The organism is Litoribrevibacter euphylliae, from assembly GCF_042646085.1.
In the GTDB taxonomy this organism is placed as follows: domain Bacteria; phylum Pseudomonadota; class Gammaproteobacteria; order Pseudomonadales; family Litoribrevibacteraceae; genus Litoribrevibacter; species Litoribrevibacter euphylliae.
Map to the genome: position 1 here is coordinate 194270 of NZ_JBHRSZ010000006.1, position 24597 is coordinate 218866.

General features: G+C 45.4%; 24 protein-coding genes and 2 tRNA genes. 11 read left to right on the forward strand and 15 right to left on the reverse strand.

What is annotated here, in order from left to right:
• Window positions 1-44: 44 nt before the first annotated feature.
• Window positions 45-989, forward strand: a complete 945-nt coding sequence (locus tag ACFOEK_RS14860) for an alpha/beta fold hydrolase (protein WP_386722244.1) — start codon at window positions 45-47, stop codon at window positions 987-989.
• A gap of 154 nt (window positions 990-1143) precedes the next feature.
• Here the strand turns inward: ACFOEK_RS14860 and ACFOEK_RS14865 are convergent.
• The 4 genes from ACFOEK_RS14865 to mutY all read right to left on the reverse strand — a co-directional run bounded on the left by ACFOEK_RS14865 (window position 1144) and on the right by mutY (window position 2980).
• A tRNA-Phe gene (locus tag ACFOEK_RS14865) sits at window positions 1144-1219 on the reverse strand.
• Window positions 1220-1297: 78 nt separating this feature from the next.
• A tRNA-Phe gene (locus tag ACFOEK_RS14870) sits at window positions 1298-1373 on the reverse strand.
• 153 nt (window positions 1374-1526) lie between these two features.
• A complete protein-coding gene (locus tag ACFOEK_RS14875; RefSeq protein WP_386722245.1) occupies window positions 1527-1844 on the reverse strand; it encodes an oxidative damage protection protein in 318 nt (105 codons plus the stop codon).
• 41 nt (window positions 1845-1885) lie between these two features.
• Complete coding sequence (gene mutY / locus ACFOEK_RS14880) at window positions 1886-2980, reverse strand: A/G-specific adenine glycosylase (RefSeq protein WP_386722246.1); 1095 nt, start codon at window positions 2978-2980, stop codon at window positions 1886-1888.
• Between the two features lie 334 nt (window positions 2981-3314).
• Between mutY and ACFOEK_RS14885 the strand changes: the two genes are divergently transcribed.
• The 4 genes from ACFOEK_RS14885 to ACFOEK_RS14900 all read left to right on the forward strand — a co-directional run bounded on the left by ACFOEK_RS14885 (window position 3315) and on the right by ACFOEK_RS14900 (window position 8463).
• Window positions 3315-5264, forward strand: a complete 1950-nt coding sequence (locus tag ACFOEK_RS14885; protein WP_386722247.1) for a methyl-accepting chemotaxis protein — start codon at window positions 3315-3317, stop codon at window positions 5262-5264.
• A 94-nt stretch (window positions 5265-5358) separates the two neighbouring features.
• A complete protein-coding gene (locus ACFOEK_RS14890; RefSeq protein ID WP_386722248.1) occupies window positions 5359-6129 on the forward strand; it encodes a substrate-binding periplasmic protein in 771 nt (256 codons plus the stop codon).
• Between the two features lie 32 nt (window positions 6130-6161).
• On the forward strand, window positions 6162-6776 hold the full coding sequence (locus ACFOEK_RS14895) for a LysE family translocator (RefSeq protein ID WP_386722249.1): 615 nt from the start codon (window positions 6162-6164) through the stop codon (window positions 6774-6776).
• 388 nt (window positions 6777-7164) lie between these two features.
• Window positions 7165-8463, forward strand: a complete 1299-nt coding sequence (locus ACFOEK_RS14900; protein ID WP_386722250.1) for a glycerophosphodiester phosphodiesterase family protein — start codon at window positions 7165-7167, stop codon at window positions 8461-8463.
• Window positions 8464-8632: 169 nt separating this feature from the next.
• Here ACFOEK_RS14900 and ACFOEK_RS14905 read toward each other — a convergent pair whose 3' ends face one another.
• The 5 genes from ACFOEK_RS14905 to ACFOEK_RS14925 all read right to left on the reverse strand — a co-directional run bounded on the left by ACFOEK_RS14905 (window position 8633) and on the right by ACFOEK_RS14925 (window position 12533).
• Entirely contained in the window at window positions 8633-9145 is a 513-nt protein-coding gene (locus ACFOEK_RS14905; RefSeq protein WP_386722251.1) for a hypothetical protein, read from the reverse strand.
• Between the two features lie 63 nt (window positions 9146-9208).
• Window positions 9209-10483, reverse strand: a complete 1275-nt coding sequence (locus ACFOEK_RS14910; protein WP_386722252.1) for a YihY family inner membrane protein — start codon at window positions 10481-10483, stop codon at window positions 9209-9211.
• 6 nt (window positions 10484-10489) lie between these two features.
• Window positions 10490-11647, reverse strand: coding sequence for an NAD(P)/FAD-dependent oxidoreductase (locus ACFOEK_RS14915; protein WP_386722253.1), 1158 nt, complete (start codon window positions 11645-11647; stop codon window positions 10490-10492).
• A 39-nt stretch (window positions 11648-11686) separates the two neighbouring features.
• Window positions 11687-12076: a hypothetical protein gene (locus tag ACFOEK_RS14920; RefSeq protein ID WP_386722254.1), complete on the reverse strand. Its 390-nt coding sequence runs from the start codon at window positions 12074-12076 to the stop codon at window positions 11687-11689.
• Window positions 12066-12533, reverse strand: coding sequence for an acetyl-CoA sensor PanZ family protein (locus ACFOEK_RS14925; RefSeq protein ID WP_386722255.1), 468 nt, complete (start codon window positions 12531-12533; stop codon window positions 12066-12068). The genes ACFOEK_RS14920 and ACFOEK_RS14925 overlap by 11 nt, the downstream gene beginning before the upstream one ends.
• A 221-nt stretch (window positions 12534-12754) precedes the next feature.
• Here ACFOEK_RS14925 and hisB point away from each other — a divergent pair, with 221 nt between their 5' ends.
• The 3 genes from hisB (at window position 12755) to hisF (ending at window position 15043) form a co-directional block, all read left to right on the forward strand.
• Entirely contained in the window at window positions 12755-13348 is a 594-nt protein-coding gene (hisB, locus tag ACFOEK_RS14930; protein WP_386722256.1) for an imidazoleglycerol-phosphate dehydratase HisB, read from the forward strand.
• A 53-nt stretch (window positions 13349-13401) separates the two neighbouring features.
• Window positions 13402-14040 (forward strand): imidazole glycerol phosphate synthase subunit HisH, encoded by a 639-nt coding sequence (gene hisH, locus ACFOEK_RS14935; protein WP_386722257.1) that lies wholly within the window; start codon window positions 13402-13404, stop codon window positions 14038-14040.
• A gap of 241 nt (window positions 14041-14281) precedes the next feature.
• Complete coding sequence (gene hisF / locus ACFOEK_RS14940) at window positions 14282-15043, forward strand: imidazole glycerol phosphate synthase subunit HisF (RefSeq protein ID WP_386722258.1); 762 nt, start codon at window positions 14282-14284, stop codon at window positions 15041-15043.
• 31 nt (window positions 15044-15074) lie between these two features.
• Here the strand turns inward: hisF and ACFOEK_RS14945 are convergent, their stop codons facing one another.
• The 4 genes from ACFOEK_RS14945 to gpmI all read right to left on the reverse strand — a co-directional run bounded on the left by ACFOEK_RS14945 (window position 15075) and on the right by gpmI (window position 20429).
• Window positions 15075-15908: a divergent polysaccharide deacetylase family protein gene (locus tag ACFOEK_RS14945; RefSeq protein WP_386722259.1), complete on the reverse strand. Its 834-nt coding sequence runs from the start codon at window positions 15906-15908 to the stop codon at window positions 15075-15077.
• A gap of 21 nt (window positions 15909-15929) precedes the next feature.
• Window positions 15930-17399, reverse strand: coding sequence for a S41 family peptidase (locus ACFOEK_RS14950; RefSeq protein ID WP_386722260.1), 1470 nt, complete (start codon window positions 17397-17399; stop codon window positions 15930-15932).
• A 154-nt stretch (window positions 17400-17553) separates the two neighbouring features.
• Window positions 17554-18711 (reverse strand): murein hydrolase activator EnvC family protein, encoded by a 1158-nt coding sequence (locus ACFOEK_RS14955; protein ID WP_386722261.1) that lies wholly within the window; start codon window positions 18709-18711, stop codon window positions 17554-17556.
• A 176-nt stretch (window positions 18712-18887) separates the two neighbouring features.
• On the reverse strand, window positions 18888-20429 hold the full coding sequence (gpmI, locus tag ACFOEK_RS14960; RefSeq protein ID WP_386722262.1) for a 2,3-bisphosphoglycerate-independent phosphoglycerate mutase: 1542 nt from the start codon (window positions 20427-20429) through the stop codon (window positions 18888-18890).
• A gap of 198 nt (window positions 20430-20627) precedes the next feature.
• Between gpmI and ACFOEK_RS14965 the strand changes: the two genes are divergently transcribed.
• The 3 genes from ACFOEK_RS14965 (at window position 20628) to secB (ending at window position 22162) form a co-directional block, all read left to right on the forward strand.
• On the forward strand, window positions 20628-21038 hold the full coding sequence (locus ACFOEK_RS14965) for a rhodanese-like domain-containing protein (protein WP_386722263.1): 411 nt from the start codon (window positions 20628-20630) through the stop codon (window positions 21036-21038).
• An 85-nt stretch (window positions 21039-21123) separates the two neighbouring features.
• The gene (gene grxC, locus ACFOEK_RS14970; RefSeq protein ID WP_386722264.1) at window positions 21124-21375 is read left to right on the forward strand and encodes a glutaredoxin 3; all 252 of its coding nucleotides are present in this window, start codon (window positions 21124-21126) and stop codon (window positions 21373-21375) included.
• A gap of 295 nt (window positions 21376-21670) precedes the next feature.
• Window positions 21671-22162, forward strand: coding sequence for a protein-export chaperone SecB (secB, locus tag ACFOEK_RS14975; RefSeq protein WP_386722265.1), 492 nt, complete (start codon window positions 21671-21673; stop codon window positions 22160-22162).
• Window positions 22163-22261: 99 nt separating this feature from the next.
• Here secB and ACFOEK_RS14980 read toward each other — a convergent pair whose 3' ends face one another.
• Both ACFOEK_RS14980 and trmL read right to left on the reverse strand, forming a co-directional pair.
• Window positions 22262-24064 carry a PglL family O-oligosaccharyltransferase gene (locus ACFOEK_RS14980; RefSeq protein ID WP_386722266.1) on the reverse strand — a complete coding sequence of 601 codons (1803 nt, stop codon included), beginning with the start codon at window positions 24062-24064 and terminating at the stop codon, window positions 22262-22264.
• 54 nt (window positions 24065-24118) lie between these two features.
• The gene (gene trmL / locus ACFOEK_RS14985) at window positions 24119-24589 is read right to left on the reverse strand and encodes a tRNA (uridine(34)/cytosine(34)/5-carboxymethylaminomethyluridine(34)-2'-O)-methyltransferase TrmL (protein ID WP_386722267.1); all 471 of its coding nucleotides are present in this window, start codon (window positions 24587-24589) and stop codon (window positions 24119-24121) included.
• Window positions 24590-24597 lie beyond the last annotated feature (8 nt).

Genomic DNA, 24597 nt, shown 5'->3' on the forward strand with positions numbered 1-24597 from the left:
CAAGACATTGGCTGGTTATCTCAAATGGATAGAGGAGTAATTTAATGTTTAATCCAGACGATTTTCCCAAGCCTTCGCTTATTTCAGTGAATGGAGTTGAGCTGGAAGTTTTTGAAGCTGGCCAGCAAAACGCAGGCAACCCGATTGTGCTTTGTCATGGTTGGCCGGAGCATGCCTTTTCTTGGCGTTATCAGATACCGGCTCTTGTAGCAGCGGGTTATCATGTGATCGTTCCGAATCAGAGAGGGTACGGTAATTCATTCAGCCCAACAGATGTAACAGCTTATGATGTTGAGCATTTGACTGGTGATCTCGTGGCACTTCTCGATCACTACGGGTATGAAAAGGCTACCTTTGTTGGTCATGATTGGGGAGCGATGGTTGTGTGGGGAATGGCATTACTGCATCCAAACCGAGTCCATAAACTGATTAATTTGGCATTGCCTTACCAAGAACGAGGAGACATTCCCTGGATCGAGTTTATGGAGCAAATTCTTGGCGGTGATTACTACTTTGTTCACTTCAACCGACAGCCCGGTGTTGCGGATGCGGTGTTAGAAGAAAATACAGCTCAATTTCTACGTAATATGTTTCGTAAAAACATACCTCCTGCGCCACCTGAAACTGGCATGGCAATGATTAATCTTGCCAAAGCAGTTCAACCCTTAGGTGATCCAATAATGAGCGAGAGCGAGCTAGACGTCTTTGTCTCCGCCTTCGAGGCGTCAGGGTTCACTGGTAGTATCAATTGGTACAGGAATCTTGACCGAAACTGGCACATCCTGGCTGACGTGAACCCGATCATTCAGCATCCCGCTTTGATGATCTATGGCGATCGCGACATAATCCCCAAGTTTGAACGGTTAAGCGAGTTTGTGCCGAATGTGGACTTGGTCAGTCTGGATTGCGGACATTGGATTCAACAAGAAAAACCGGAAGAAACAAACCAAGCTATTTTAAATTGGCTGGAACAACAGAGTAGGGCTTAGAGGGAGATGGTGCCCAGAGGCGGAATTGTAACGCGCTGTGCAGCAGCATTGATATGAGGATTTTCAAATTCGAGTAAGAAGTGGTGCCCAGAGGCGGAATTGTAACGCGCTGTGCAGCAGCATCGACCGAGGGTTTTGAATTAAAGCTGGGAAGTGGTGCCCAGAGGCGGAATCGAACCACCGACACGAGGATTTTCAATCCTCTGCTCTACCGACTGAGCTATCTGGGCAAGGGTAAGTCTCGATGACTTAAATTGAAAAAGCCCCGTTCTATTGACGAGGCTTCAACTCTTTATTAAGAAATAAAGTGGTGCCCAGAGGCGGAATCGAACCACCGACACGAGGATTTTCAATCCTCTGCTCTACCGACTGAGCTATCTGGGCTAAGTGGTGCGCATTAAACAAGGATTTCAGAAACCTGTCAACTATCATCAGTGAATTTTTTCAGTTTTTTGATAAAAAAATGTCAATCTGATCAAAGTGTAAGCAGTTTTGGTCGAATCCTAATCGCTTGTTAAATACTTAGTTGTTTTGCTGTTACTTGTCTTCAGTTTTAGTCGCATCAACGGTTTGCACGTCACCAGCGTCTTTCACTGGTACAAAACCTTCAACCTGTTCGAAATCAGCGTTATCAAGAAATTTATCCATTTCTTCCTGAACAAATTTACGATGTTCAGGGTTCAACAAGTTCAAATGTTTTTCATTGATCAACATGGTTTGATGGTTTTGCCATTCTTGCCAGGCTTTCTGAGATACAGTTTCGAAGATCTCTTGTCCTTTTGGCCCTGGCATAGGTGGAACGATTAAACCAGGAAGTTCTTGCTTGTATTTTCGGCACATAACCAGTCGTGACATGATGAAACTCTCTCTGTTAAAGGGCGTATGTTTTTAGCTCGCTAGCCTGCCAAATGGCGTTTTAAGGTCTCGATGAGTATGACCATAGGTGCGGCTGTGCCCACGGTTAATTCTTGCTGCATGTTATACCAAAGGTGGCCTTTTGGCTCCATGATTCCTGCGGCTTTTGATGAATTTTCTGATGATGGCTGACCTTCTTGTATTAGTTGGTTTTCTTGCACAATTCGACACAGCACCGGTGTGATGTCGAGGTGGTAGTGGCTGAAGGTATGGCGAAACGCAGGCCATTCCTCGGTTTCAACGTAATCGGGTAGGGCGTGATAGGTGCTTTCCGGCGCATGCTCAGGCACGCAGTACAAGCCGCCCCATATTCCTTTGGAAGGACGCTGTTCCAGCAGTAATTCATTGTGATCGTTGAGGATCATCAGGAAGCGAGCGCTTTTCACTGGCTTTTCTTTTTTTGGTTTGGAGTGTGGAAACGCAGTCGGTGTGCCTAGCTCATAGGCTTTACATTCCGGCTGAAGCGGGCAAATACCACAGGCAGGCTTGGAGCGGGTGCACAGGGTTGCGCCTAAATCCATCATTGCCTGGGTGTAGTGACCCGTCCGCTCCGGCGGTGTGTTGGCTTCAGCAATCGCCCAAAGTTCTTTTTCTACCTTGCTGGTGCCAGGCCAGCCTTCGATGGCATGAAAACGAGTCAAAACGCGCTTGACGTTGCCATCCATAATTGGTGCCGAAATGCCCATAGAGATCGATGCAATGGCGCCGGCGGTCGACCGACCAATACCCGGCAGTTCCACCAGACCTTCTACTGACTTTGGAAATTCACCTTGATGTTGTTCGGCAACAATTTGTGCAGCTTTATGGAGGTTTCTGGCGCGTGCGTAATAACCCAACCCAGTCCAGAGGCTCAGCACCTGATCCTGAGAGGCATTGGCGAGATCCGTCACCGTAGGAAAGGTGTCCATAAAGCGCTGGAAATAAGGAATGACGGTTTTGACTTGCGTTTGCTGCAGCATGATTTCTGACACCCATACACGATATGGCGTAATAGGGTTTTGCCAGGGTAAATCTTTGCGACCGTGTTGATCGAACCAGCTGAGGACGGTTTGGTTAAAAGGCGTTTTTTGAGCCATGAACTGCTTTCTTTCGGAGAGTTTAGTTGAGCGATTACGCATGGATAAATGAGGGCTAAGGATATAGAAGGCAGATCCAATAGCAATACTTGTTTGTTGTCTTGATTATCACAAAGGGTTTTTATAGCTACCAAAAAGTCTGGTCGAAATTTAAACAAAAGTTCATAAAGTGGAGCTTTTCTTGGCCGCTACTATAGTTAGACAAGTGTCGAGAATAGCGCCGAGAATTCAGTGGTTAAAAGTATTGCGGGAATGCTTTTATTGAAGTTTTAGGTGTATAAAAAATAGTCTGAGTGAATGAGCTCAGAAGGAACATCTGAGGGGATGGACGTAAGTGAGCATTCGAATTAAGTTTGTGGTGACTCTCTTAGCTGGTGTGATCATACCAGTGTTGTTAGTAACAGTGATTTCTTTGATGACGGTGAGAGACAGCGCTGTTACTTCTTTTGAAAAGCAAAGCGTTAACGAAATTCGTCAGATCGATAATGCTTTTAGCCTATATCTCAATGGTTTGGCGGAAGATGCGGTGTATTTAGCGTCAACTGAGATTATTCAGAACCTGGACAGTTCAGTGATGACGTATATGGACAAGTCATCGGCACCTATGACGCCGGATCAAAACAGCGAGGTTGAAGCCAAAGCCTTCCAGTTGTTAAAGGAATTTGGCGAGTCGCGACCGGATCTAGCCTTTGTTTATTTGGGAATGAGTAATGGTGGCTATATTCAGTGGCCAAAAGGTAAGAACGTTGAATATTACGACCCTCGAAAGCGCCCTTGGTATACCTCTTCGATCGGGAATCCTAATGAAGCGGTAAGAGCACCTGCTTATGCAGACGTTACCACTGGAACTCCGCTGTTAGATTATTTGAAAGTATTTAATGCAAAAGAGGGGTTGAAAGGCGTTGTCGGGGTGGATGTCACCCTTGGAAAACTAACCAGCATGGTCCAAAAGGTTAAGTTTGGTGAGCAAGGGTATTTGATGCTTATCGAAGATACGGGGGTTGTGTTAGCAGATCCATCGAACTTGGAACATAACTTCAAAAAGTTGACCGAGTTAGGTGACGTGTATCAGGTGTTAGCCTCTTCAGAAGGCATGGTCGAAGTCGAGCTAGACGGTAAGTCTTGGTTCGCGAGCATCTATAAGTCGCCAGATTTAGGTTGGAAATTCATAGGCTTGATTCCAGAGTCAGAAGTATTTCAGTCAGCAAATAAACTGGCTTCTGTGATTGGAGTCGTCAGTGTCAGTTTGATCGTAGTTTTCGCGCTGATTGGTTTGTGGTTATCGAGTGTGATCACCAAACCGATGCAAGTCATTACTCAAGGCTTGCAGGAAATTGCCAGTGGTGAAGGTGATTTAACTCGACGATTAAGAGTGAAATCCAATGATGAATCGGGCGTGATGGCCGATGCATTCAACAGCTTTGTAGAAGTGGTGCACAAACTCATCACAGAGATTAAATCCAATGCCAGTCAAGTGGGTGAAGAAGCGGAAGGCGCGCGTCGAGTCTCTGAGCAAGTACGCTCGATTTCTGATCAACAGTCGCGTTCTATTGAGCAAGTATCTACGGCCTTCCATGAGATGGTCGCAACCTCTAACGAAGTGGCACAGAACTGCAGTGAAACGGCTTCGTCTGCGGATGAGAGCCAACAACAAGCCAGTCAGGGACGTCAGTTTATTCAGGAAACTTCAGAGTCGGTGAACATCTTGGAAGACATTATCGTGGATTCCAATAATGCGATGTCGGAACTGGCCGAAGAGGCGAATAATATTACCTCCATTTTGGATACCATTCGTGGCATTGCCGAGCAAACAAATCTGTTAGCGCTTAACGCGGCTATCGAAGCGGCACGTGCCGGAGAGCAAGGGCGAGGCTTCGCGGTGGTTGCGGATGAAGTTCGTACGCTTGCTCAGAAAACGGCGGAATCTACTGAGGAAATTGATAACTTAATCTCCTCATTGAATAAGCGCACCAATGTGGTTTCTGAAAAGTTGTCCAGCAGCTTAGATCATTCTAAGCAAACAGTAGAAACCACTGAAAAAACCAAAGCTGTGTTTGAGTCGATTCAGCGCTCGGTAAGTAATATTGGTGATATGGCAACTCAGATTGCCGCGGCGGCGGAAGAGCAACACTCTGTTGCAGAAGACATTAATATGAACATTACCGATGTTCATAATGAAGCGCAAAAAGCCAATGAAGCATCGGTACAATCACATACCAACTCTCAGACCTTGAGTCAGCTGTCGCAAGAGTTAACGGATTTAGTGAGTCGTTTCAAAACCTAAGGATGGTTTGAGATATTCGTTTATGAGCTCTGCGAACTCAAAAGTCTCTACAGCGTCTATAGTGAGAGAACCTAAATAGGAATTGCTATAGACGATGAAACGAATTAGGACTCTTTTCGGCGTTTTAGGGCTTCTGTTGCTCATTGGGGGAAGTCAGTCTAGTTTTGCTGAAACCGTGAAACTGGATATCGGTGAGTGGGCGCCTTTTACTTCTGAAAACGATCAAAACGGTAAGATTGCTGAAGTTCTGGTTAAAGAAGCCTTTAAACTGGAAGGTTACCAAGTCGAGCTCAACTATTACCCTTGGAAGCGCAGTTATGAGCGTGTGAAATTAGGGCAGAGTGACGGTACCTTTCCGTGGTTTATTAACTCCGACCGAGGTGACACCCAATTCTTTATTATTTCCCGTGAAAGTGTGATTCGAGATAAAGAAGTATTCTTTTATCGTAAAGATCGTCCGTTTAACTGGACGACATTTGAAGACCTTAAAAAGTATTCCATTGGTGGTGTTATTGGCTACAGCCATATTTCACAATTGAAGCGACATGGTATTCAGCTTGAAACAGTAGCCAATGAGAATCAGAACTATCGTAAGTTAATGGCGGGTCGCTTAGACGCTGCGCCAGGCAGTGTAGTCGTTGGTTATCAGATGATTCGGAGTATGTTTCCTAAATCACAGTGGGATCTCATTACTCATCATGACAAGCCTCTGCGTGAAGCAGATATGTTTATTTTTTTCAGTCGCCAAAGCCCTCGTAGCCAAGAGCTTGAAGCGGTTTTTTCTAATGGTATGAAAAAGCTGAAGGATTCTGGAAGATATAGTACAATTCTTGATCAATTTTTGTTGGCTGGTTCTTCTGAATAAGCATCGGCTTGATTGATCTGGAGTTTAGATCTATGACGTTATTATCCCTATTGGCATTAGCTGGAACCATGTTATTACTGGCAGCTATGCCTGGCCCTGGTGTGTTTGCAACGGTTGCTCGTGCTTTGTCTTCAGGTTTCGGACATGCTTCCGTCGTGGTACTTGGAATTGTGACCGGTGACTTAGTGTTCCTATTAATGGCGGTATTTGGTTTGGCCGTTATGGCGGAAACCATGGGTAGCTTCTTTACCATTGTTAAATACGTTGGTGCTGCTTACTTGGTTTGGCTGGGTATCAAGCTATGGCGCAGTCAACCAACGGCAGTCGATGTTGAAGGGGTTGAAGAAAACTCTTGGTTCGCAAACTATTTTTCTGGTTTGGTCATCACCTTAAGTAACCCGAAAGTGATTATCTTTTATTTAGGGATGCTACCAACCTTTGTGAATCTTACTGACCTCGGTGCGATGGATGTGTTCTTGGTTGCGACGGTTATTTCCTTGGTACTTGGGTGTGTGATGTTGGCTTATGCTTATATGGCATCTAAGGCGAGGGAAGCGTTTCAAGATCCGGCGGCTGAAAAACGTTTCAATCGCGTAGGCGGCAGTATTATGGTTGCCACTGGAACGGTTCTGGCATCTAAGGCTTAGGCTGATTCTCTTAAGCACTGCTGAGCTAGAGCGGACTTGTTCAGAGGTTCCCTAATACAAAGGTGTGAGCTTGCAATCTAAAGGCGTCTCAAGGCGCCTTTTTTGTGCGTGCAGAAATTTCTACTCAAAGCGAGCGGTGTGAGGTAGATGAGACTAATCACAGGACGTTCGAGCTACGTTTTTTGAAGAGGCGTTCAAAAACGACATCTAAACGACTAACACCCATAAAGAAAATCGCATAAAACCGTAATATTTAGTTCCTAGCATCTCCAACGTTAGCTCAACTAAATGATAATGTTTCTTAAGTTATATCCAGAAACTTCAGATCTAACTCAACAACAACCAAGGGAATTTCATTCCTCACAATAATTACGAAGTTGGAGATACCATGCGATTACTAGCACTTATGATCAGTGTGCTGATGTCACTGATTGCCATTAGCCTTCCCGTTCAAGCGGCGCCAAAAAGCCAAGACATGGAACAGCGCCTGGAACAAATGAAAAGCCGTTTTGACTACCTGCGTAACCGTAATGCCAAAGCAGAACTTGGACCGCGTCCTTTTTATCTTGTGTCAGATATGGATGCGAGTGAACTAAAAGAGAAGCTTCAAAGCTGTGAAAGAAAAACAAACCGTCGTACTAAATTCTCTATTGGTCACCGTGGTGCACCTATGCAGTTCCCTGAGCATACCAAGGAGTCTTATGAAGCCGCTGCAAAAATGGGTGCCGGTATTGTTGAATGTGACGTGACCTTCACCAAAGATCGCGAGTTGGTTTGTCGTCATGCGCAATGTGACCTTCATACCACGACTAATATCCTTGAAACGTCTCTGGCACAAAGCTGTTCAGTACCACCTGAATTCGACAGCGAAGGTAACTTGGTTAATGCGGCTGATATCAAATGCTGTACTTCTGACATTACCCTGGCGGAATTCAAAACGCTGAAAGGTAAGATGGACGCTGCAAACAAAAGTGCAACCAGCATCGCTGAGTACATGAATGCCACTGCGGACTGGCGTACTGATTTATACAGCGCTCGTGGCACCTTGATGACTCACAAAGAAAGCATTCAGTTGATCAACTCTCTGGGGGCAGATTTCACGCCTGAGCTGAAATCTCCTGAAGTTGAAATGCCGTATGAAGGTGAGTTCACACAGGAAGATTACGCTCAGCAGATGATTAATGAGTATGTGGAAGCTGGCATCAAACCAAACCGCGTTTGGCCTCAGTCTTTCAACTATGACGACGTGGTTTACTGGGTAAATAACGCGCCAGAATTTGGTGAGCAGGCGGTATTCCTAGACGGTATGTACGATGTGAACGTGAGCTTGGCTGAAATGGAATCATGGGTAGCTGACGGCGTGAAAGTGCTGGCTCCGCCAATGTGGATGCTGTTGGATGTCAGTGGCAACGGCGACATCGTACCCTCTCAGTATGCGATCAATGCAAAAACCGCTGGGTTGGAATTGATCACTTGGACGCTTGAGCGTTCAGGTCTATTGAAAGATAACGGTGGTTGGTACTACCAATCTGTAAATGGCGACCTGGGTGGCCAGGATGTCATTGATAACGAAGGCGACATGATGGAAGTGCTGCACGTACTCGCACAAGACGTAGGCGTGATTGGGGTGTTCTCTGACTGGCCAGCGACGACCACTTACTATGCAAACTGCATGGGCATCAAATAAGCTGATTTGATTACTTTTGAGAGTGAAAGCCGATCCTCAGAGATCGGCTTTTTGCGTTTGACTTTGGTGGTTTGGTTTACTTAATGGTCAATTTGATAGTGGGAAAGAAAGGGCCACTTTTATGTCAAAGCAGACATATTATTCCAATGGATGAGAAAGGATTAATTTGTTATCTCTTCATATCTAAGCAATAAACCCCAGCTTCTTTAGCCCATTGTTGTATGAGTGGTTTTACAGATGCATCTTTCAGATACATGATGTTTGTATCATCCCAGCCTTCCATAAAAATAATTTTTAATTCTGGTAGGACAACTTCAAAGAATCTTTTATGGTTATTTCCTGCTGCTGGATTCAAATACTCTAATGCTGCTTCTTGCGACGTAAATTTTCTAAAGAGTGGTTTTGCTTTCGTCCACTTTCCAATGAACTTAAAGTTCAAGACTTCTGCCTCTGATAGGAGTTTCTTACTGAAGTTATACAGTAATTGATTCCTGCGCTTTTGCTCATCCTCAGGAACATTTTCTAATAATTGATTAGCCTCATCACGACTGAGCCAATGGTCAAATACTGTTATGCCTATATATGTATAACCTTCATGCCTTTCAATTGCTTCTTGTAAATCCGGGAATATTCGATTTATTTCTGTTTGCTTTGGTCTTGGGAGGTTTCTAAATTTACGCATAGACTTAATTTGACTTGTTTATCGTATCCCTAAATGGCTCAACTCTTCTTCATAAAACAGTTTTTATGCGTCGTCCGAGAGGTTACTCTTTATTTTCGACGACAACAGCGTCAGCACTTGTTGTAGGTTCTGTGGGAATTGGGCATCAATGCTTTCTTCGAGCTGTTGCCAGTGTGTTAGCAGATCATGCTGCCAAGGCTCGTTGGAATGATGTTTAAAGTGTTGGGCCCACTCAGAAAGATTCCACGGTGCATTTCTCATCAAGTCTGAAATCTTTACTTGGTGGAAGTCTCGGCCAATCAAAAAATCCCCACGAGCATTTACTGCAATCAAGTTCTCTTGCAGTAAGAAGCGTCGAATGTCACTCCAGTGATCACAGCCTATTTCGGTGAGGTAATGGCCTAAGCTTTCTGCCGTGGTGGTTTGACCATCGGCATGATTGCGCCATAGAAACTCGAGAATTCGTAAACTCTGGTGGAAGATGGATTCTTTCGCAGCATGTTGTGTGGCTTGCCAAGTCACCAGCCCTTTAACCCATTCAACACCTAACAATGTGATCAGCCAGGAGATGTGAATCCATAACAGGAATAAGGGGATGGCAGCAAAGGCTCCGTAAATCAAATGGTAAGACGATAAGTTGGTAACAAACCAAGTGAAGCCATATTTCGCTATTTCAAACAAGGTCGCAGCAACGAGTGCGCCTGAAACGCCTGCCCGCCAAGGCACATAACAGTTCGGTACTACGATGTAGATCAGGCTGAATGCCATGACGTTGAGCAACCAAGGCATAAGGCTGTACAACGAGTTTCCTACGTTGATCCAGGCTAGGGTCTGTGATAAGAACTCGGACGAGGCCAGCCAGGAGGAGATCAATAAACCGCTGGCTAACAGGATCGGGCCAAGACTAATAATCGCCCAGTACATCAGAAAACTGACCATGCCTTTGCGGCCTTGGGCGATGCCCCAAATCTGGTTGATGCTTTGTTCGATGGTGCGTAATAACAACACCGCAGTGATGATCAGAATGGCTAAGCCAATAAAAGTAAGTTGGGTTGATTGGCTGGCAAACTGTTGGAGGTAAGTCATTACTTCGGTGCCAGAGGTTGGAACGAAGTGGTCGAAGATAAAGGCTTGAATCTGACCATTGGCCTCAGCTAAGGCGGGAATGGATTTAAGTACCGTGAAGAGTACAAAACTGACCGGCACTACCGCGAACAGCGTGGTAAAGGTGAGCGCTGCTGCAACTTGCAGACAGTTATCCTGTACAAAGTGAGTCAGTAACTTTTTATGGAACGATAGTATGTTATGAAAAGACAATAGGTTACGGAAGTTATTCATTTACAGTCAGGACTCGTATTGATCAATTAGCTGTAAGACGTACTCACCAATCGCCAAAGATGACGTTAAACCTGGTGATTCTATGCCTAGCAAATGAATTAAATTGGATAAGCCATGTTCATTTGGACCTTCGATTCTGAAGTCTTGGGCGGCTTCATTTGGGCCGCTGAGCTTTGGACGGATGCCCGCGTAACTGGGTTGAAGCTTTTGTTCGTCAAGAGTAGGGAAGTAGCGTTTGATAGCTTGAGCCCACTTGGCTTTAATCTCTGCCAACGCCTTATCTACGGGCATCTGATAATCAATGCTGTCCAGGTATTGGGTGTCCGGGCCAAACTTGACCTGACCGGCCATATCGAGTGTCGCGTGAATGCCTAGGCCGACGGTGTTCTTTTCTGGAACCGGATAGATCAAATGCTGAAAAACAGGCGTGCCCGAATAGCTGAAATACAAGCCGCGACAATAATGGATCGGCGGAACATCTGTCATGTAGAGTTCTGCAAGGGCATTTGCATGCAAGCCTGCGGCATTGATTAACCAACGACATTGAACCGTTAACTGTTCTCCCTGATTGTTGATGGAGACTGTCCAGCCATTTGCTGTCGGTTCGATCCCTGTGACTTCAGCTTTATAAACAATGGCGTTGGATGCGTCCTCAATATCACCGACCAATGACAGCATGTATTGATGGGCATCGATGATTCCGGTGGAAGGGGATAGCAGCGCGGAGGTGCTTTTGACATTAGGTTCCAGGGCATTAACCTGCGCTTGAGATAATCGCTCTAAATCGAGGACACCATTGGCTTGAGCCTTTGATTCAATTAGAGACAATTGCTCTTCTTCCTCTGAACAGGTGGCGACAATCAACTTGCCGAGAGGTTTGTGCTCAATTGCTCTTTGCTGACAATAGTTGTAGAGCTGATGCTTGCCTGTCACGCAAAGCCGAGCTTTGAATGAGCCTTGAGGGTAATAAATACCAGCGTGGATGACTTCGCTATTGCGGCTGCTGGTTTCTTCACCGAAGAGACCTTGCTTCTCGATCACCAAGCATTCTTTTCCCGCATCTGACAGATGCTTGGCAATGGATAAACCAATGACCCCGGCGCCAATTACCAAGTAATCAGTAAACAAATCAGAAGAGGTTATGTTATGAGAGCTTGGTGGCATATTACCCTTCCGTAGGTGTTGCTCCTGAGCCGAATTGGCTTACTGAATATCGTCGGTTTGTGGAATGTCGAGTAGCTCTTGGTCTGAAAAAGATGCCTTGCTGGAGGCCGGTTGCGACTGTGGTGGTTTGATGTAAGGGAGTATTCGCTTACAAGCTAGATCACTGGTTTCATCGTATTCGGTGAGTGCTTGTGGTTCACCGTTCTGCATGATGACCAGAGTACACTCGCCGTCCACATTGGTATCAATGAAATACTGCAATGACAAACGATCCATCTTTTGAGCTAGCTGATCTCGATATTCAGTGCTGTATTCGCTCAGTTTCAATAACTCGGGTTTTTCACTTAATACATACAGACAGGCTGCAACCACGAGAAAAATCGTGATGCGGCCAAAGCGATAGTTCTGAATCCTGTCGTTATACTTCATGCTCACTCGGAATAATTTTATACAGGCTGGTGGCAGAGGTGTTTGAAACGAACTCTGCATTGTACTGATTTAGCCAATCTTTCATTCGGACGTTTTGGTCGCGAGTAAGTTCCAGCAAAACCACTTTGCCTTTTGCTTCTGCAATGGTTAGGTCCAGCAAACGGTGACCAACGCCTCGATCACGAGTCACTTGGCGAACGGTAAAGTTGTTCAACTTCATTTGACCTGTTGATTCTTCTACTGTCATCGCGCCAATGATACGGTCATTGAAGAAGGCACAAGCAATCCACTGATTATCTGGTTGGTTATGCTGTTGAAGCAGCGTTTGAGTTTTCTCGTCTGAATTCTCAACTACTTGGTCGTTGAGTATGAGTTCTTGAAGTTCACCAAGGGTTTTGGTGAGGTCGATATGATCTTGACCCTCTGGCGAGGTAACTTTTCTTAAAATAACAGGCACGTAAACGCTCTCTTAAGTGTTTCTTTTAAGCTTAGCCGATCTGCTAATAGAAGGAGAAATACAGTGGATTTCCCCAAGAAATGACTGCCAGAAAAAGCGCTAAATCAGGCGCGGCAGTTATAAATGCAGTCCTGCTAGAAAGCCGTTATAATAATCGCCCATTTGAATAATAGCGATTGTTTATTTTGATTCCTGCGGGAATCCCCTTTGGAGGCACAAGCATGTCGGCACGTCAGGCCACAGTTGAACGCAACACTCTGGAAACCCAAATTAAGATCTCGGTAGATCTTGATGGTACAGGCAAAGCAAGCTTTGATACCGGAGTTCCTTTCCTAGATCACATGATGGATCAGATTGCTCGTCATGGCTTGATTGATATGGATATTGTGGCAAAGGGTGATCTTCATATTGATGCGCACCATACGGTTGAAGACATCGGTATTACCTTAGGTCAGGCGTTTGCCAAAGCCATTGGTGATAAGAAAGGCATCACTCGTTACGGCCATGCTTATGTGCCGCTAGATGAAGCGCTTTCACGCGTCGTGATCGATTTTTCTGGTCGTCCAGGTTTGGAAATGCATGTCGATTTCACTCGCGGTTCAGTGGGTGGTTTTGACGTTGATCTGTTCTCTGAATTTTTCCACGGTTTTGTAAATCACGCTCAAGTGACTTTGCACATTGATAATCTTCGTGGCAAAAACACTCACCACCAGGCTGAAACTGTGTTTAAAGCGTTCGGTCGTGCATTAAGAATGGCGCTTTCAGTAGATGAGCGTATGGCGGGTATGATGCCTTCTACCAAAGGTTGTCTATAACACCTTCCTGTTTAGATAAAAGACAGACATTAGTTTTGAAGAGTGAGTAATTCATGTCGACCATTGCAATTATTGATTATGGCATGGGCAATCTGCATTCCGTAGCCAGTGCCTTTGAGCATGTGTGTGATAGCAAAGTTATTGTGACTTCGGACGTGGCAGAAATTGAAGCTGCTGATCGAGTCGTGTTCCCGGGCGTTGGTGCAATCCGCGATTGTATGGCTGAAATTCGTCGTCTTGGTATGGACGATGTGGTTAAGAAAGCTGTGGCTGAAAAGCCTGTGTTGGCTATTTGTGTCGGTATGCAGGCTCTGATGGAGCACAGTGAAGAAAATGGCGGTGTTGACTGCATTGGTTTGTTGCCTGGCAAGGTTCGTTTCTTCGGAGAAGCTCTGAAAGACGAAGCTGGTGAGAAGCTAAAAGTGCCGCACATGGGCTGGAATCAGGTAAAACAAATGGATCATCCGCTTTGGGATGGTATTGAAGACAACAGTCGCTTCTACTTTGTGCACAGTTTTTATGTGAAGGCGGATCGTGTTGATGAAGTGAAAGCCACTTGTCATTACGGGTTGGATTTTGATGTTGCTATCTCGCACGGCAATTTGTTTGCGGTGCAGTTCCACCCTGAGAAAAGTCACACGGCTGGTTTGCAGTTGCTGAAGAACTTTGCTTCGTGGGATGGGCAGGCATAGAAGTTACTTCAATTTATCTCTGCTAAGTAAGTGCCCAGTTTCGATTGTTTTCTAAATGAAACAAGTATCAGGTGGCACGAGCCTAAAGAGAGTGCCTCAGACATTTGTAATTTCACAGCAACATGGATATTGCGTCTTTCGAATCAGCACAGGGATGTGCTGTTGAGAAAGTGAAATTTAAATGTCTGAGGGACTCCATGAATGACTTGATAGTACAGCTATCGATATAGAGGAACAAATTATGGCATTGGCCAAACGCATTATTCCTTGTTTAGACGTAGATAATGGGCGCGTTGTGAAAGGCGTCCAATTTGTGGATATCCGTGATGCCGGTGATCCGGTCGAAGTTGCTAAACGCTACAACGAACAAGGCGCCGATGAGATCACCTTCCTAGACATCACCGCCACTCATGAAGGCCGTGAAACTACTGTACATACAGTAGAAGCCATTGCCAGTGAGGTGTTTATTCCTTTGACTGTAGGTGGCGGGATTCGTGAGCTGTCCGATATTCGAACCATGCTGAATGCAGGGGCGGATAAGGTCAGCATTAACAGTGCTGCGGTGAAACGCCCTGAGTTTGTTCGTGAGGCCGCAGAGCGTTTTGGCTCTCAGTGCATCGTGGTCGCTATTGACTGTAAAAAGGTTGATGAAGGTAAGTGGGAAATCTTTACCCATGGTGGTCGTAAGCCAACCGGCATTGATGCGGTTGAGTGGGCGAAGCGAATGGCGGAATACGGTGCGGGTGAAATCTTGCTAACCAGTATGGATCAGGACGGTGTTAAGCAAGGCTTTGATCTAGGTGTGACGCGTGCGATCAGTGAAGCGGTTTCGATCCCTGTGATTGCGTCCGGTGGCGTAGGTAATCTTCAGCATCTGGTTGATGGTGTTGTGGAAGGGAAGGCGGATGCTGTGTTGGCGGCGAGTATCTTCCATTTTGGTGAGCACTCAGTGCCAGAAGCAAAAGAATACATGGCGAAGCAGGGAGTTGAAGTTCGACTATAGGTCCTTCGACCTTTATACGAATCTATTTCAATTACTGACTTGTTTTCATAGAAAGCTCAACAGGTGATGTTGGGCTTTTTTTCGTTTTACGGTGCTCTCTTCGAGCCAGCGTTTCTTTTTCAATCAGGCTTGATAACGGTTGTTGTTTGAAACCTCGGCCTTCAAGTTCTGGTAAGACGCGTTCAAGGTAGTCCAGGGTTTCCGGGTAAGGATGCCCAATCATCAGGCAGTTACCCTGTTTTTTAGCAATACTTAAGCACTTTTCGTATTGCTTATTGATAAAGGCGGTCGTACGAACGTGATCTAAAAAAATATCACGGGAGACCGTTGGTACGTCGTGCATGACGGCCACATCTTTGGCGACGCTTTTGGGGTTGGTTTTACTGTCGACAAATAAGAGCTTCTTCTCTTTAAGAATCGTCATGGTCCAATTCATCTGAAGATGCTTGGTGGTCAACAAACTGCCCATGTGATTGTTGATGCCCATGAGATGAGGAATGGCGTCAATATTTCTAATCAGTTGACGCTGAAATTGTGATGCATCCATTGTGCTCATTAAAGCGCCTTGGCCTAATGGTATGTCTCTGAGATTTTCCATTGGCGCATGAAGCAACAGCTCTTTGCCCAGTTTATGTGCTTTGTTTGCCAGTTCTTTGGAATAAGGTCGATCCGGTAGAATAGCTAAGGTTACCGGGCCAAGTAGGTTGACGGTTCTCAGACCTCTGGGTTCATTGTTGCCAATGTCATCAATGATGATGGTGACTTTCGGTGTGCTATTAGCCGAAAGAGACAGAGGGAAAATCAGTAGGGTGAAACACAAAAGCCCTGTGTTACACAGGGCTTTTGAAAAAAAAGAATACAGCATAGTAATAACGTTTTGAGGTTATTACTGGTTGGTAGAAAGGATGTTGAAACCTTTCAGTACATTCAATGCTTCTGACAATTGATAGTCACGTTCAGCCAGCTGCTCTTTCTCTTCGTGCTTCTCGCCGTCACCGTTTTCGTTCTCCAGATGACCAGCAAGATCAGCCTCTTTGTATTGAACGCGTGGTTTGATGGTTTCCACTTTAGCGCGCTCAATAGTGATGTCTGGTTCGATGCCTTGCGCCTGAATTGAGCGGCCGTTTGGCGTGTAGTAACGAGCAGTGGTTAGCTTGATGCCGTTTTCTGCGTCTACTGGAATGACGGTTTGTACAGACCCTTTACCAAAACTTTGAGTTCCCATGATGATTGCACGACGATGATCTTGCAGTGCACCGGCGACAATCTCGGAAGCAGATGCTGAGCCGCCATTAATCAATACCACAATCGGAGCGCCGTTGATAACATCCTTCGGCGTCGCATGGAATTGTGATTTAGAGCTACCAATGCGACCTTCGGTATAGACCACTAGGCCATTGGTTAGGAAGGTATCAACCACATCAACGGCGGCTTGAAGCACGCCACCAGGGTTGTTTCGAAGATCAAGCACTAAGCCCTTTAATTCTTTATCGTCTTCCTGAAGTTTCGAAATGGCTTTGTTTAGGTCTTCGCCAGTCTGCACCTGGAATTGGGAAACGCGCACATACGCATAGCCGTCTTCTAACCAACGGTGGCGCACACTGGTCACTTTGATGACATCACGTGTCAGAGTGAATTCAAGTGGCTGTTCTTCACCTTCACGAAGTACGGTTAAAACGATGTCAGACCCTGGTTCGCCGCGCATGATGTTAATCGCATCATCAAGCGTCATGCCTTTCACTGGTTTGTCGTCCAGTTTCATAATTAGGTCGCCCGATTTCAACCCTGCACGAGACGCCGGCGTTTCATCGATGGGGGTAACTACTCGAACAAAACCGTTGTCCATTTGTACTTCGATACCTAGACCACCAAATTCACCCGAGGTGTTGATTTGCAGTTCTTCGAAGACTTTTGAATCCAGGTAGGCTGAGTGCGGATCAAGACCAGACAGCATGCCGCGAATGGCATTTTGCAATAACGTTTTATCGTCTACGTCTTCAACATAGGAAGTACGAATGCTGTTAAAAATCTCTGCGAAAAGACGAAGATCTTTGAGTGGAAGACGAGCATCTTCAGGAATGTCGCTTTGGTCTGCAACTTCTGGAGTGTCTTCAGACGCTTCGCTTGCAGTAGTTTGCTGAGCTTCCGCTTCTTCGGCCGCCATAATGTAGGGGGCGATTTCCGAGCTTGGAAGTTCTGAAAGTCGCAAATCGGCGTCTGTTATTTCCGAATTGATTGTTTCTGGATTAAGAACGGGCGTGACTGATTGAGAAGAGTCTGCACTGGCTGAATTTGAGTTAATCAACAAGGCTGTTGAAAATAAAAATGCCAAGCTGCTTTTAGCAGTCAAGTTCATTTATACACCTACAATTCGGAAAATTAATGTCTGACCGTTACTTAGGTCTTAATATTTTATTGTCTGCTTTTGATTGATTACCGGTCTTTCCGCGGAAAGATTTAATCAGTAAAGCACTTATTCTTAAACGATATAACTGATTAATGCTATACCGTTATGGACGGCCTGTACACCATCTTTTCGGGTTGATTGGCGTCCCTTGTTTTCGGATCTCAAAATAGATCCCTTCGATGTCGGTGTCCGAGGTATTACCGGCATAAGCTATGACATCACCGCGGTTAATCCATTCCCCTGGTTCCCGAACCACAGACTCGGCTTGCCCATATAAGCTCATGTAACCATCACCGTGGTCAATAATGGTTAGTAAACCAAATCCGCTGAACCAGTCGGCAAACACAATGCGTCCACTGTGGATGGCTTTAACTGCTCGGCCTGAAGGGGCGCCAATCAAGATTCCATTAGACTTTAGCTTACCGCCGGCGAGAGCGCTGCCGAAAGAACGCATAATGCGGCCTTTGACGGGCCACGGCATTTTGCCTTTGTCCGATTTAAACGGGCGACTGCCGCCAAGGGCGTTGATATCTTCCAGCGCTTTCTTCATGTCGCTCAACAGCTTGTTGAGTCGTTGTTGATCTTTTTGCTTTTTTTCTAGACGTTTGGATTCTGTGGTAACTGAACGTTTGAGCTCTGCCAGTTGCTGTTGTTGGAGTTTCTTGGCGTTAGAAAGATCGTCTTGCTCTTGTTGCTGGGCTTTTTTAAGACTTTGAAGATTAACCAGTTCTGCTGTCAGCGCTTGTTCGTTTTGTTTGAATTTTTCCAACGTCTTTAAGTGAACTTGAATCTTATCGAGTTGCTCTTGTTGCAAGTATTGGTGGTACTTTAGCAAGCGGGACAGCTTCTGAGGTGACTCTTCACTCAGTAAAAGCTTGAGTTGGTTGTTGTCCTGATTTTTGTAGACCGCAATTAGAAGTGTTTGGATGTCTTGTTTGCTTTTATTTAGCTCACGAGTGATTTCCCGGTTTTGCTCACGCAGCTGCGATAACTTGTTCTGAGTCGATGAAAGTGACTTTTGTGTTTTTTGCAGTTGTTTGCGGGCGTTGCTTACTTTTCTGCTGGTCGCTTGCAGCGCTTTATTCTGTTTGTTCTGTTCGACTTTTAACTTACTAAGCTTCTTCTTGAGTTTGGCAATGTCAGATTTTTGCTGAGACAGATTTTTCTCAACGTCTGAAATATTTTCAGCGGTTGAGATCCCTGACGACAGCAGGAAGCAAAGGGCAAGTGTGGTAAAAACAAACTTAGACAGTGCGCGCATTTAATAATGTCTGATTTAGGTGTTTTCTTATTAGGCGAGTGCTGATTCTAGGGGAAGCAAGGAAAATAAAAAAGCGGCGTCATCAAGACAGCCGCTTTTTGATGGTGCTTTTGAGTGATGCTTCTTAGTTTGGAACTACAAGCGGGTTGCTGTTCCGAAATAAGGCGCAGAACGTCTTATTTATTAATCAGCGAATGACCGGTCATTTCTTCCGGCTGTTCCTGGCCCATCAATGACAATAAGCTTGGTGCGATATCGCATAGAGCGCCATCATCTTTCAATTGTACTGATACGCCTGAACCCACATATACCAATGGTACTGGGCCGGTTGTATGTTGGGTGTGAGCTTGTCCGCTGTCGTAATCCAGCATTTGTTCACAGTTGCCGTGGTCAGCGGTGATCAGGCAGTGGCCGCCGGCTTCTTTAATTGCAGCGGTAACACGACCAAGACACTCATCAAGGGCTTCAACCGCTTTTACTGCAGCATCGAATTTACCGGTATGTCCGACCATGTCGCCATTGGCGTAGTTACAAACCACCAGGTCATATTCACCGCTCTTAATGGCTGCAACCAGCTTATCAGTTACTTCTGGCGCGCTCATTTCAGGTTGCATGTCATAAGTAGCAACATCGGGTGATTGAACCAAAATTCGGGTTTCACCATCGAATTCAGCTTCCTGACCACCTGAGAAGAAGAAAGTAACGTGGGCGTATTTTTCGGTTTCAGCAATACGCAGTTGCGTTAAACCTTTATTAGAGACGTATTCACCTAGAGAGTTTTTCAACTCGGATGGTGGATAAGCACAGTTGGCTTTAATGTCCGCAGCGAATTCAGTCAGCATCACGAAATCCGATAGAGCAGGACGTTTGTTACGCTCAAATCCTTTAAAGTCGTCTTCGGTGAACGCACGGGTTATCTCACGAGCACGGTCAGCACGGAAATTCATAAAGACGATCGCGTCCCCATCATTAATGGTCGCTGGTGTTTGATCACCCGAAACACAAACCGTCGTTTTGACGAATTCATCGTCTTCACTACGTTCGTACGCTGCGGCTAAGCCTTCCACACCATTTGCAGCCGTGTAATCCGAAACGCCTTCAGTCAGCATTTTGTAGGCCGATTCGATGCGATCCCAACGATTGTCACGATCCATGGCGTAGTAGCGGCCAACTAAGGTTGCTACACGGCCTTTGCCTGTTGCGGCCAAGACTTCATCCATCGCTTTGATTGATGGCTCAGCGCTACGCGGTGGCATATCGCGGCCATCCAGAAATGCGTGAACATAAATTTCTTTAACACCACGTTGATCAGCCAGTTCAACCATGGCTTTAAGGTGGTCTTCATGGCTGTGAATGCCGCCCGGAGAGAGAAGGCCTAGGATATGAAGTGCACCATTACTGGCTTTGGCTTTATCAGCGGCAGCGCATAAAACTTCGTTTTGGAAGAAAGCTTTATCTTCGATGGCTTTGGTGATCAAGGTGAAGTTCTGGTAAACAATGCGTCCTGCACCCAGGTTCATGTGACCCACTTCGGAATTACCCATCTGACCTTCCGGTAACCCTACGGCCATACCTGATGTGTTGATCAGTGTGTTTGGTTGTTCTTGGATGAGTCTGTCCCAAACTGGAGTTTTGGCATTCAGGATGGCGTTTTGATCGGAGTCAGTACGGTGGCCGAAGCCATCAAGAATAATCAGTGCAGTAGTTTGTTTAGTCATGCGTTCTCTGGCTGTTTTTGTCAGCGATTAAAAAAGGCACAATTTTACGCAAATTTGATGGGGCTGTCATCCGGTCATCATGTTTGGTAGGTTTAGTGGTCATCGGCTTTTTGTAGCCTTTTACATCCTTCGATTTTCAAATAGGGTGTGACACTGTATTATTACGCGCCACAAGATATTGACGGTGAGATTTTATTCATGGAACAGTTTTTTGAGTTTGCTACTAACAATGCAATGTTGGTAGGTGCTTGGGTTGTGTTGTTGGTGTTATTCATTATTTCTGAAACGCGTAAGGGTGGTAAAACCTTGTCCGCTCAACAAGTTATCATGCGTATGAATAAAGAAGACGCGGTGATTTTAGATGTGCGTGAAAAGGCCGATTATAAGAAAGGTCATATTATCAACTCTGTGAATATCCCTTACGCTTCATTGGATTCCCGTGTTGGTGAGTTGGAAGCGAGCAAAGAAAAACCTGTGATTGTGGTTTGTAAAATGGGCCAAACCTCTAACGCCGCAGGTTCTGTTCTTAGAAAACATGGTTTTACCGATGTGACTCGTTTGTCTGGCGGTATGGCTGAGTGGACGAGCCTGAATTTACCGGTTGAGTAAGTTTCCGTCTGAGCTGTTTTAATACTCTGACGTTGAACTTTTAGCTCATTCTCATACTCCGATAGTTTTTACCTGAGGTGATTTAATGGCTGATGTAACTATATATAGCAGTAACTATTGTCCGTTTTGTATTCGTGCAAAGCAGCTACTTAAGTCTAAAGCGGTTAATTTCGAAGAAATCATTGTGGATGGTCAGCCGGAAGTGCGTCGTGAAATGATGATTAAAAGTAATCAGCGTACAGTTCCGCAGATCTGGATTGGTGATCATCATGTTGGTGGTTGTGATGATCTCTATGCGCTTGAACGTGCCGGGAACTTAGACAACTTGCTTAATTGATTCAAAGCGCTCTATTTGAAGTGCTTTATTGGAAGCACTTTATCTTCGGAAGTTTAGAGATCTTTAAATAGATCTCTTTTCTGCCTCTTCAAACCTCTTCTTCTTATCTATATTTTCTTCCTGAATTCCTGTGGGGATCAATCTTCGCTTTTCAACGGTTGTTTTTGTCAAAATCGTTGTGTAGTGTTAAGTCACTCTTAGCACTCCGTGCTGTATCTAGGCTCATTCTCCAGCTATTGGTCATGTCAGGCATCGCGATTACAGTACGGGAAAATAATAAAATATAGGTATCGTTATGGCTGAAGAAAATCAGGCAGCTCAGAACGCTGAGCAACCGCAAAACGCTGGTTTTGCACTACAAAGAATTTATCTAAAAGACTTCTCCTTTGAATCGCCACGCGCACCTCAGGTTTTCCAAAGTCAATGGAAACCTCAAGTTCACATGGACTTGAATACAGGTAACGCGAAAGTAGGTGATGATCTTTATGAAGTGGTTTTAACCATCACGCTAACCGCTAAGCAAGACGATGAAGTTGCGCTATTGGTTGAGATCAAGCAAGCCGGTATCTTCGCGATTCAAGGTTTGGAAGGTCCGCGTCTAGCTCATGCACTGGGTGCATTCTGTCCGAACATTCTTTTCCCGTACGCACGTGAAACTATCGATAGCATGGTAACTAAAGGCAGTTTGCCTCCGTTCATGTTAGCACCGGTTAACTTCGATGCGATCTTTGCAGAAGCGATGCAGCGTAAGCAGCAGGAAGCAGATCAGGCTGAAGCGACTCACTAAGGCTTGCTTCAACTGCTAAAAAAGCAGCTCATGATCTTGGATCTGAGCTGCTTTTTTTATGCGTTCGATTTCGCGTCTGACTTGAGTTTGAAACACCCATTATTGGGAAGCCGATGGCTCTTGTATTGCCTGAAGATTAGCTTTGGTTTTCTCGATGGCTGTTTTTAGGTTTGTATCGGTAGGATACAAGTAAGCGGCTTCTTCCATAATCTTAATGGATTGCTCGTAGTCTTTTAGCGCCCAGTGAGCATTGGCCAAATTGTAGTAAATCGACAATCTTGGTGTGTGCTGCAGAAACTCTTCCGCCCATTGTACATAGGCTTTGATTTGTTGCTGGTCTTGTTGTTGCAGACCCACAATCAGGCGGTAGGTCATGACATCAAAAAAGAAGCGCTTCCAGATTCCGCTAGGGTGAATGACATCGCCCAAATGATGGAAGTCTTGCTTATTGTTCGAGTGATATTTCGTCACCTGATACGTTGCTTGAATACACAGCACCATCACAGGAATGGTGATGATAGGAATGATTACCGCGAAGCAACGTGCAAAAAAATCGAATTTAAAACACTTAATCGTAGATGTGCTGGTAATCCACAGCAACCAAGCGGTGAGTAAACTGAAAACCAACCAATGCGCAATGGATTGGTAAAAAGGGTATTCGGTATTCGCATGAAACGATAAGGGAATGAGCAACGCTAGAGCCGCCAGACCATATACGATGCCTAAATGACGCATTGCTCGGATGATCAAAACCCCGGCAAGTACTAAGAGTAATAAGGGCGGAATAATTCCACCTTCTACGGCCCACAATAAAAGCTCGTTGTGAGGATGATCGAGATTGGTAATGATCTGGTGAGTGTACTCTCCTGAGTCATACTTCTCTGCGTAGTAATCTAAAAAGTTACGTTCAAAGTTACCGTACCCCCAGCCAGACAACGGCTTATCTTGGATCATGTCTAAGGCTTGCAGATAAATACCTGTACGGTTCGCGGTGGATTGAAAGGTTTCGAGGTTGCGTCCGCCAGACTCCATTTGCTGAATGCTGATGATTGCGAACAATACACCTACTATGGCTGACACAAGCCAGCCCCAAAACAACCGAGGTTTGTACGATGCTGAGAGCTCACTGTGGGTGGTTAAATAGTTATAAATCAGTGGTAGGCAGAAAATGAGGGCCAATAGAGTGCCAAAGATGCCGGCACGAGAGCCTAGTAAAATCAATGCAGATGAGCCGACTAACGCACAAGACATAAGCAATGCAATTTTAGGCTGAGTGGTCGTTTCATCGTGAGGTTTCAGTATCAGATATAAACTGCAGATAACGCCTGTTGCGATAAAGCTGGCGCTGACATTGGGTTGTTGAAATGAGCCAAAGGGGCGCCCGTAATCTTCTTTGTAGACACCAAGCGTGGCAATGCTCGGGAAATATTGCTGAATCAAGCACAGTGCGGCTTCAATCACACTGGCGGCAACCAAAAGGTAAAATACTTTTTGCCAGCTGTCGTAGGCCAAGATACTTTGAAAAAAAAGTACTGTCAGAAGTAGGCCTGCAAGAATGGCAAGCACCCGAGTGCCAGCCTGTGTGGTTTCCGCAATTTCCTGAAATGCGATGGGAATAACCAATGCCACCATAATCAAGCCGAGGAGCTTGAGTGCCGGGTCGTCTACCCATTGTCGGGTCTTGGCAAGACGAAACAGCATGGCAGAAAATAGTAGGCTGATAACACACCACACCACCGCGTTGTATGGCATTTCCAACCCGGTGCCACCGGTATTTTGAATATTAAAGTGAATACCAAAGAGTAGACAAAAGCCAAGCAGGAATAGGGTTGCTTTGGAATCCGGGAGTGGGACTTGAGTGTAATAAGGTTCGCTTAACTCTGCTTGGGCTGGTCCATCCATGAGGCTGTTTCTGTCCTTTCTTGTGAATTAAGCGAGAGCGCTAAATTAGCTGGCTTATAGGGCTTCTGCACCTTCAAAGTCTAATTGTCGCCAAGCCTCATAAATCATAATGGCCGCGCTGTTGGATAAGTTTAAGCTGCGACTGTCTTTCAGCATAGGAATACGTAGGCGCTGGTTTTCTGGTAACGACTCAATAAACTCAATAGGAAGACCACGTGACTCAGGGCCGAAGATCAGTGCATCACCAGACTGATACTCAACGGCTGTGTGACCTGTTCTTCCTTTAGTCGTGATGGCCATAACGCGATTGGGCTGACGTGCTGCCAGATAATCGTCTAGCGAATCATGCATCTCTACATTGGCCAGTTCATGGTAATCCAGGCCGGCACGACGCAATTTCTTATCGTCCATCACAAACCCAAACGGACGAATTAAATGCAGTTGAAAACCTGTGTTTGCACACAAGCGAATGATGTTGCCTGTATTAGGCGGGATTTCTGGCTGGTAAAGAACGATATCAAGCATTTTGTCAA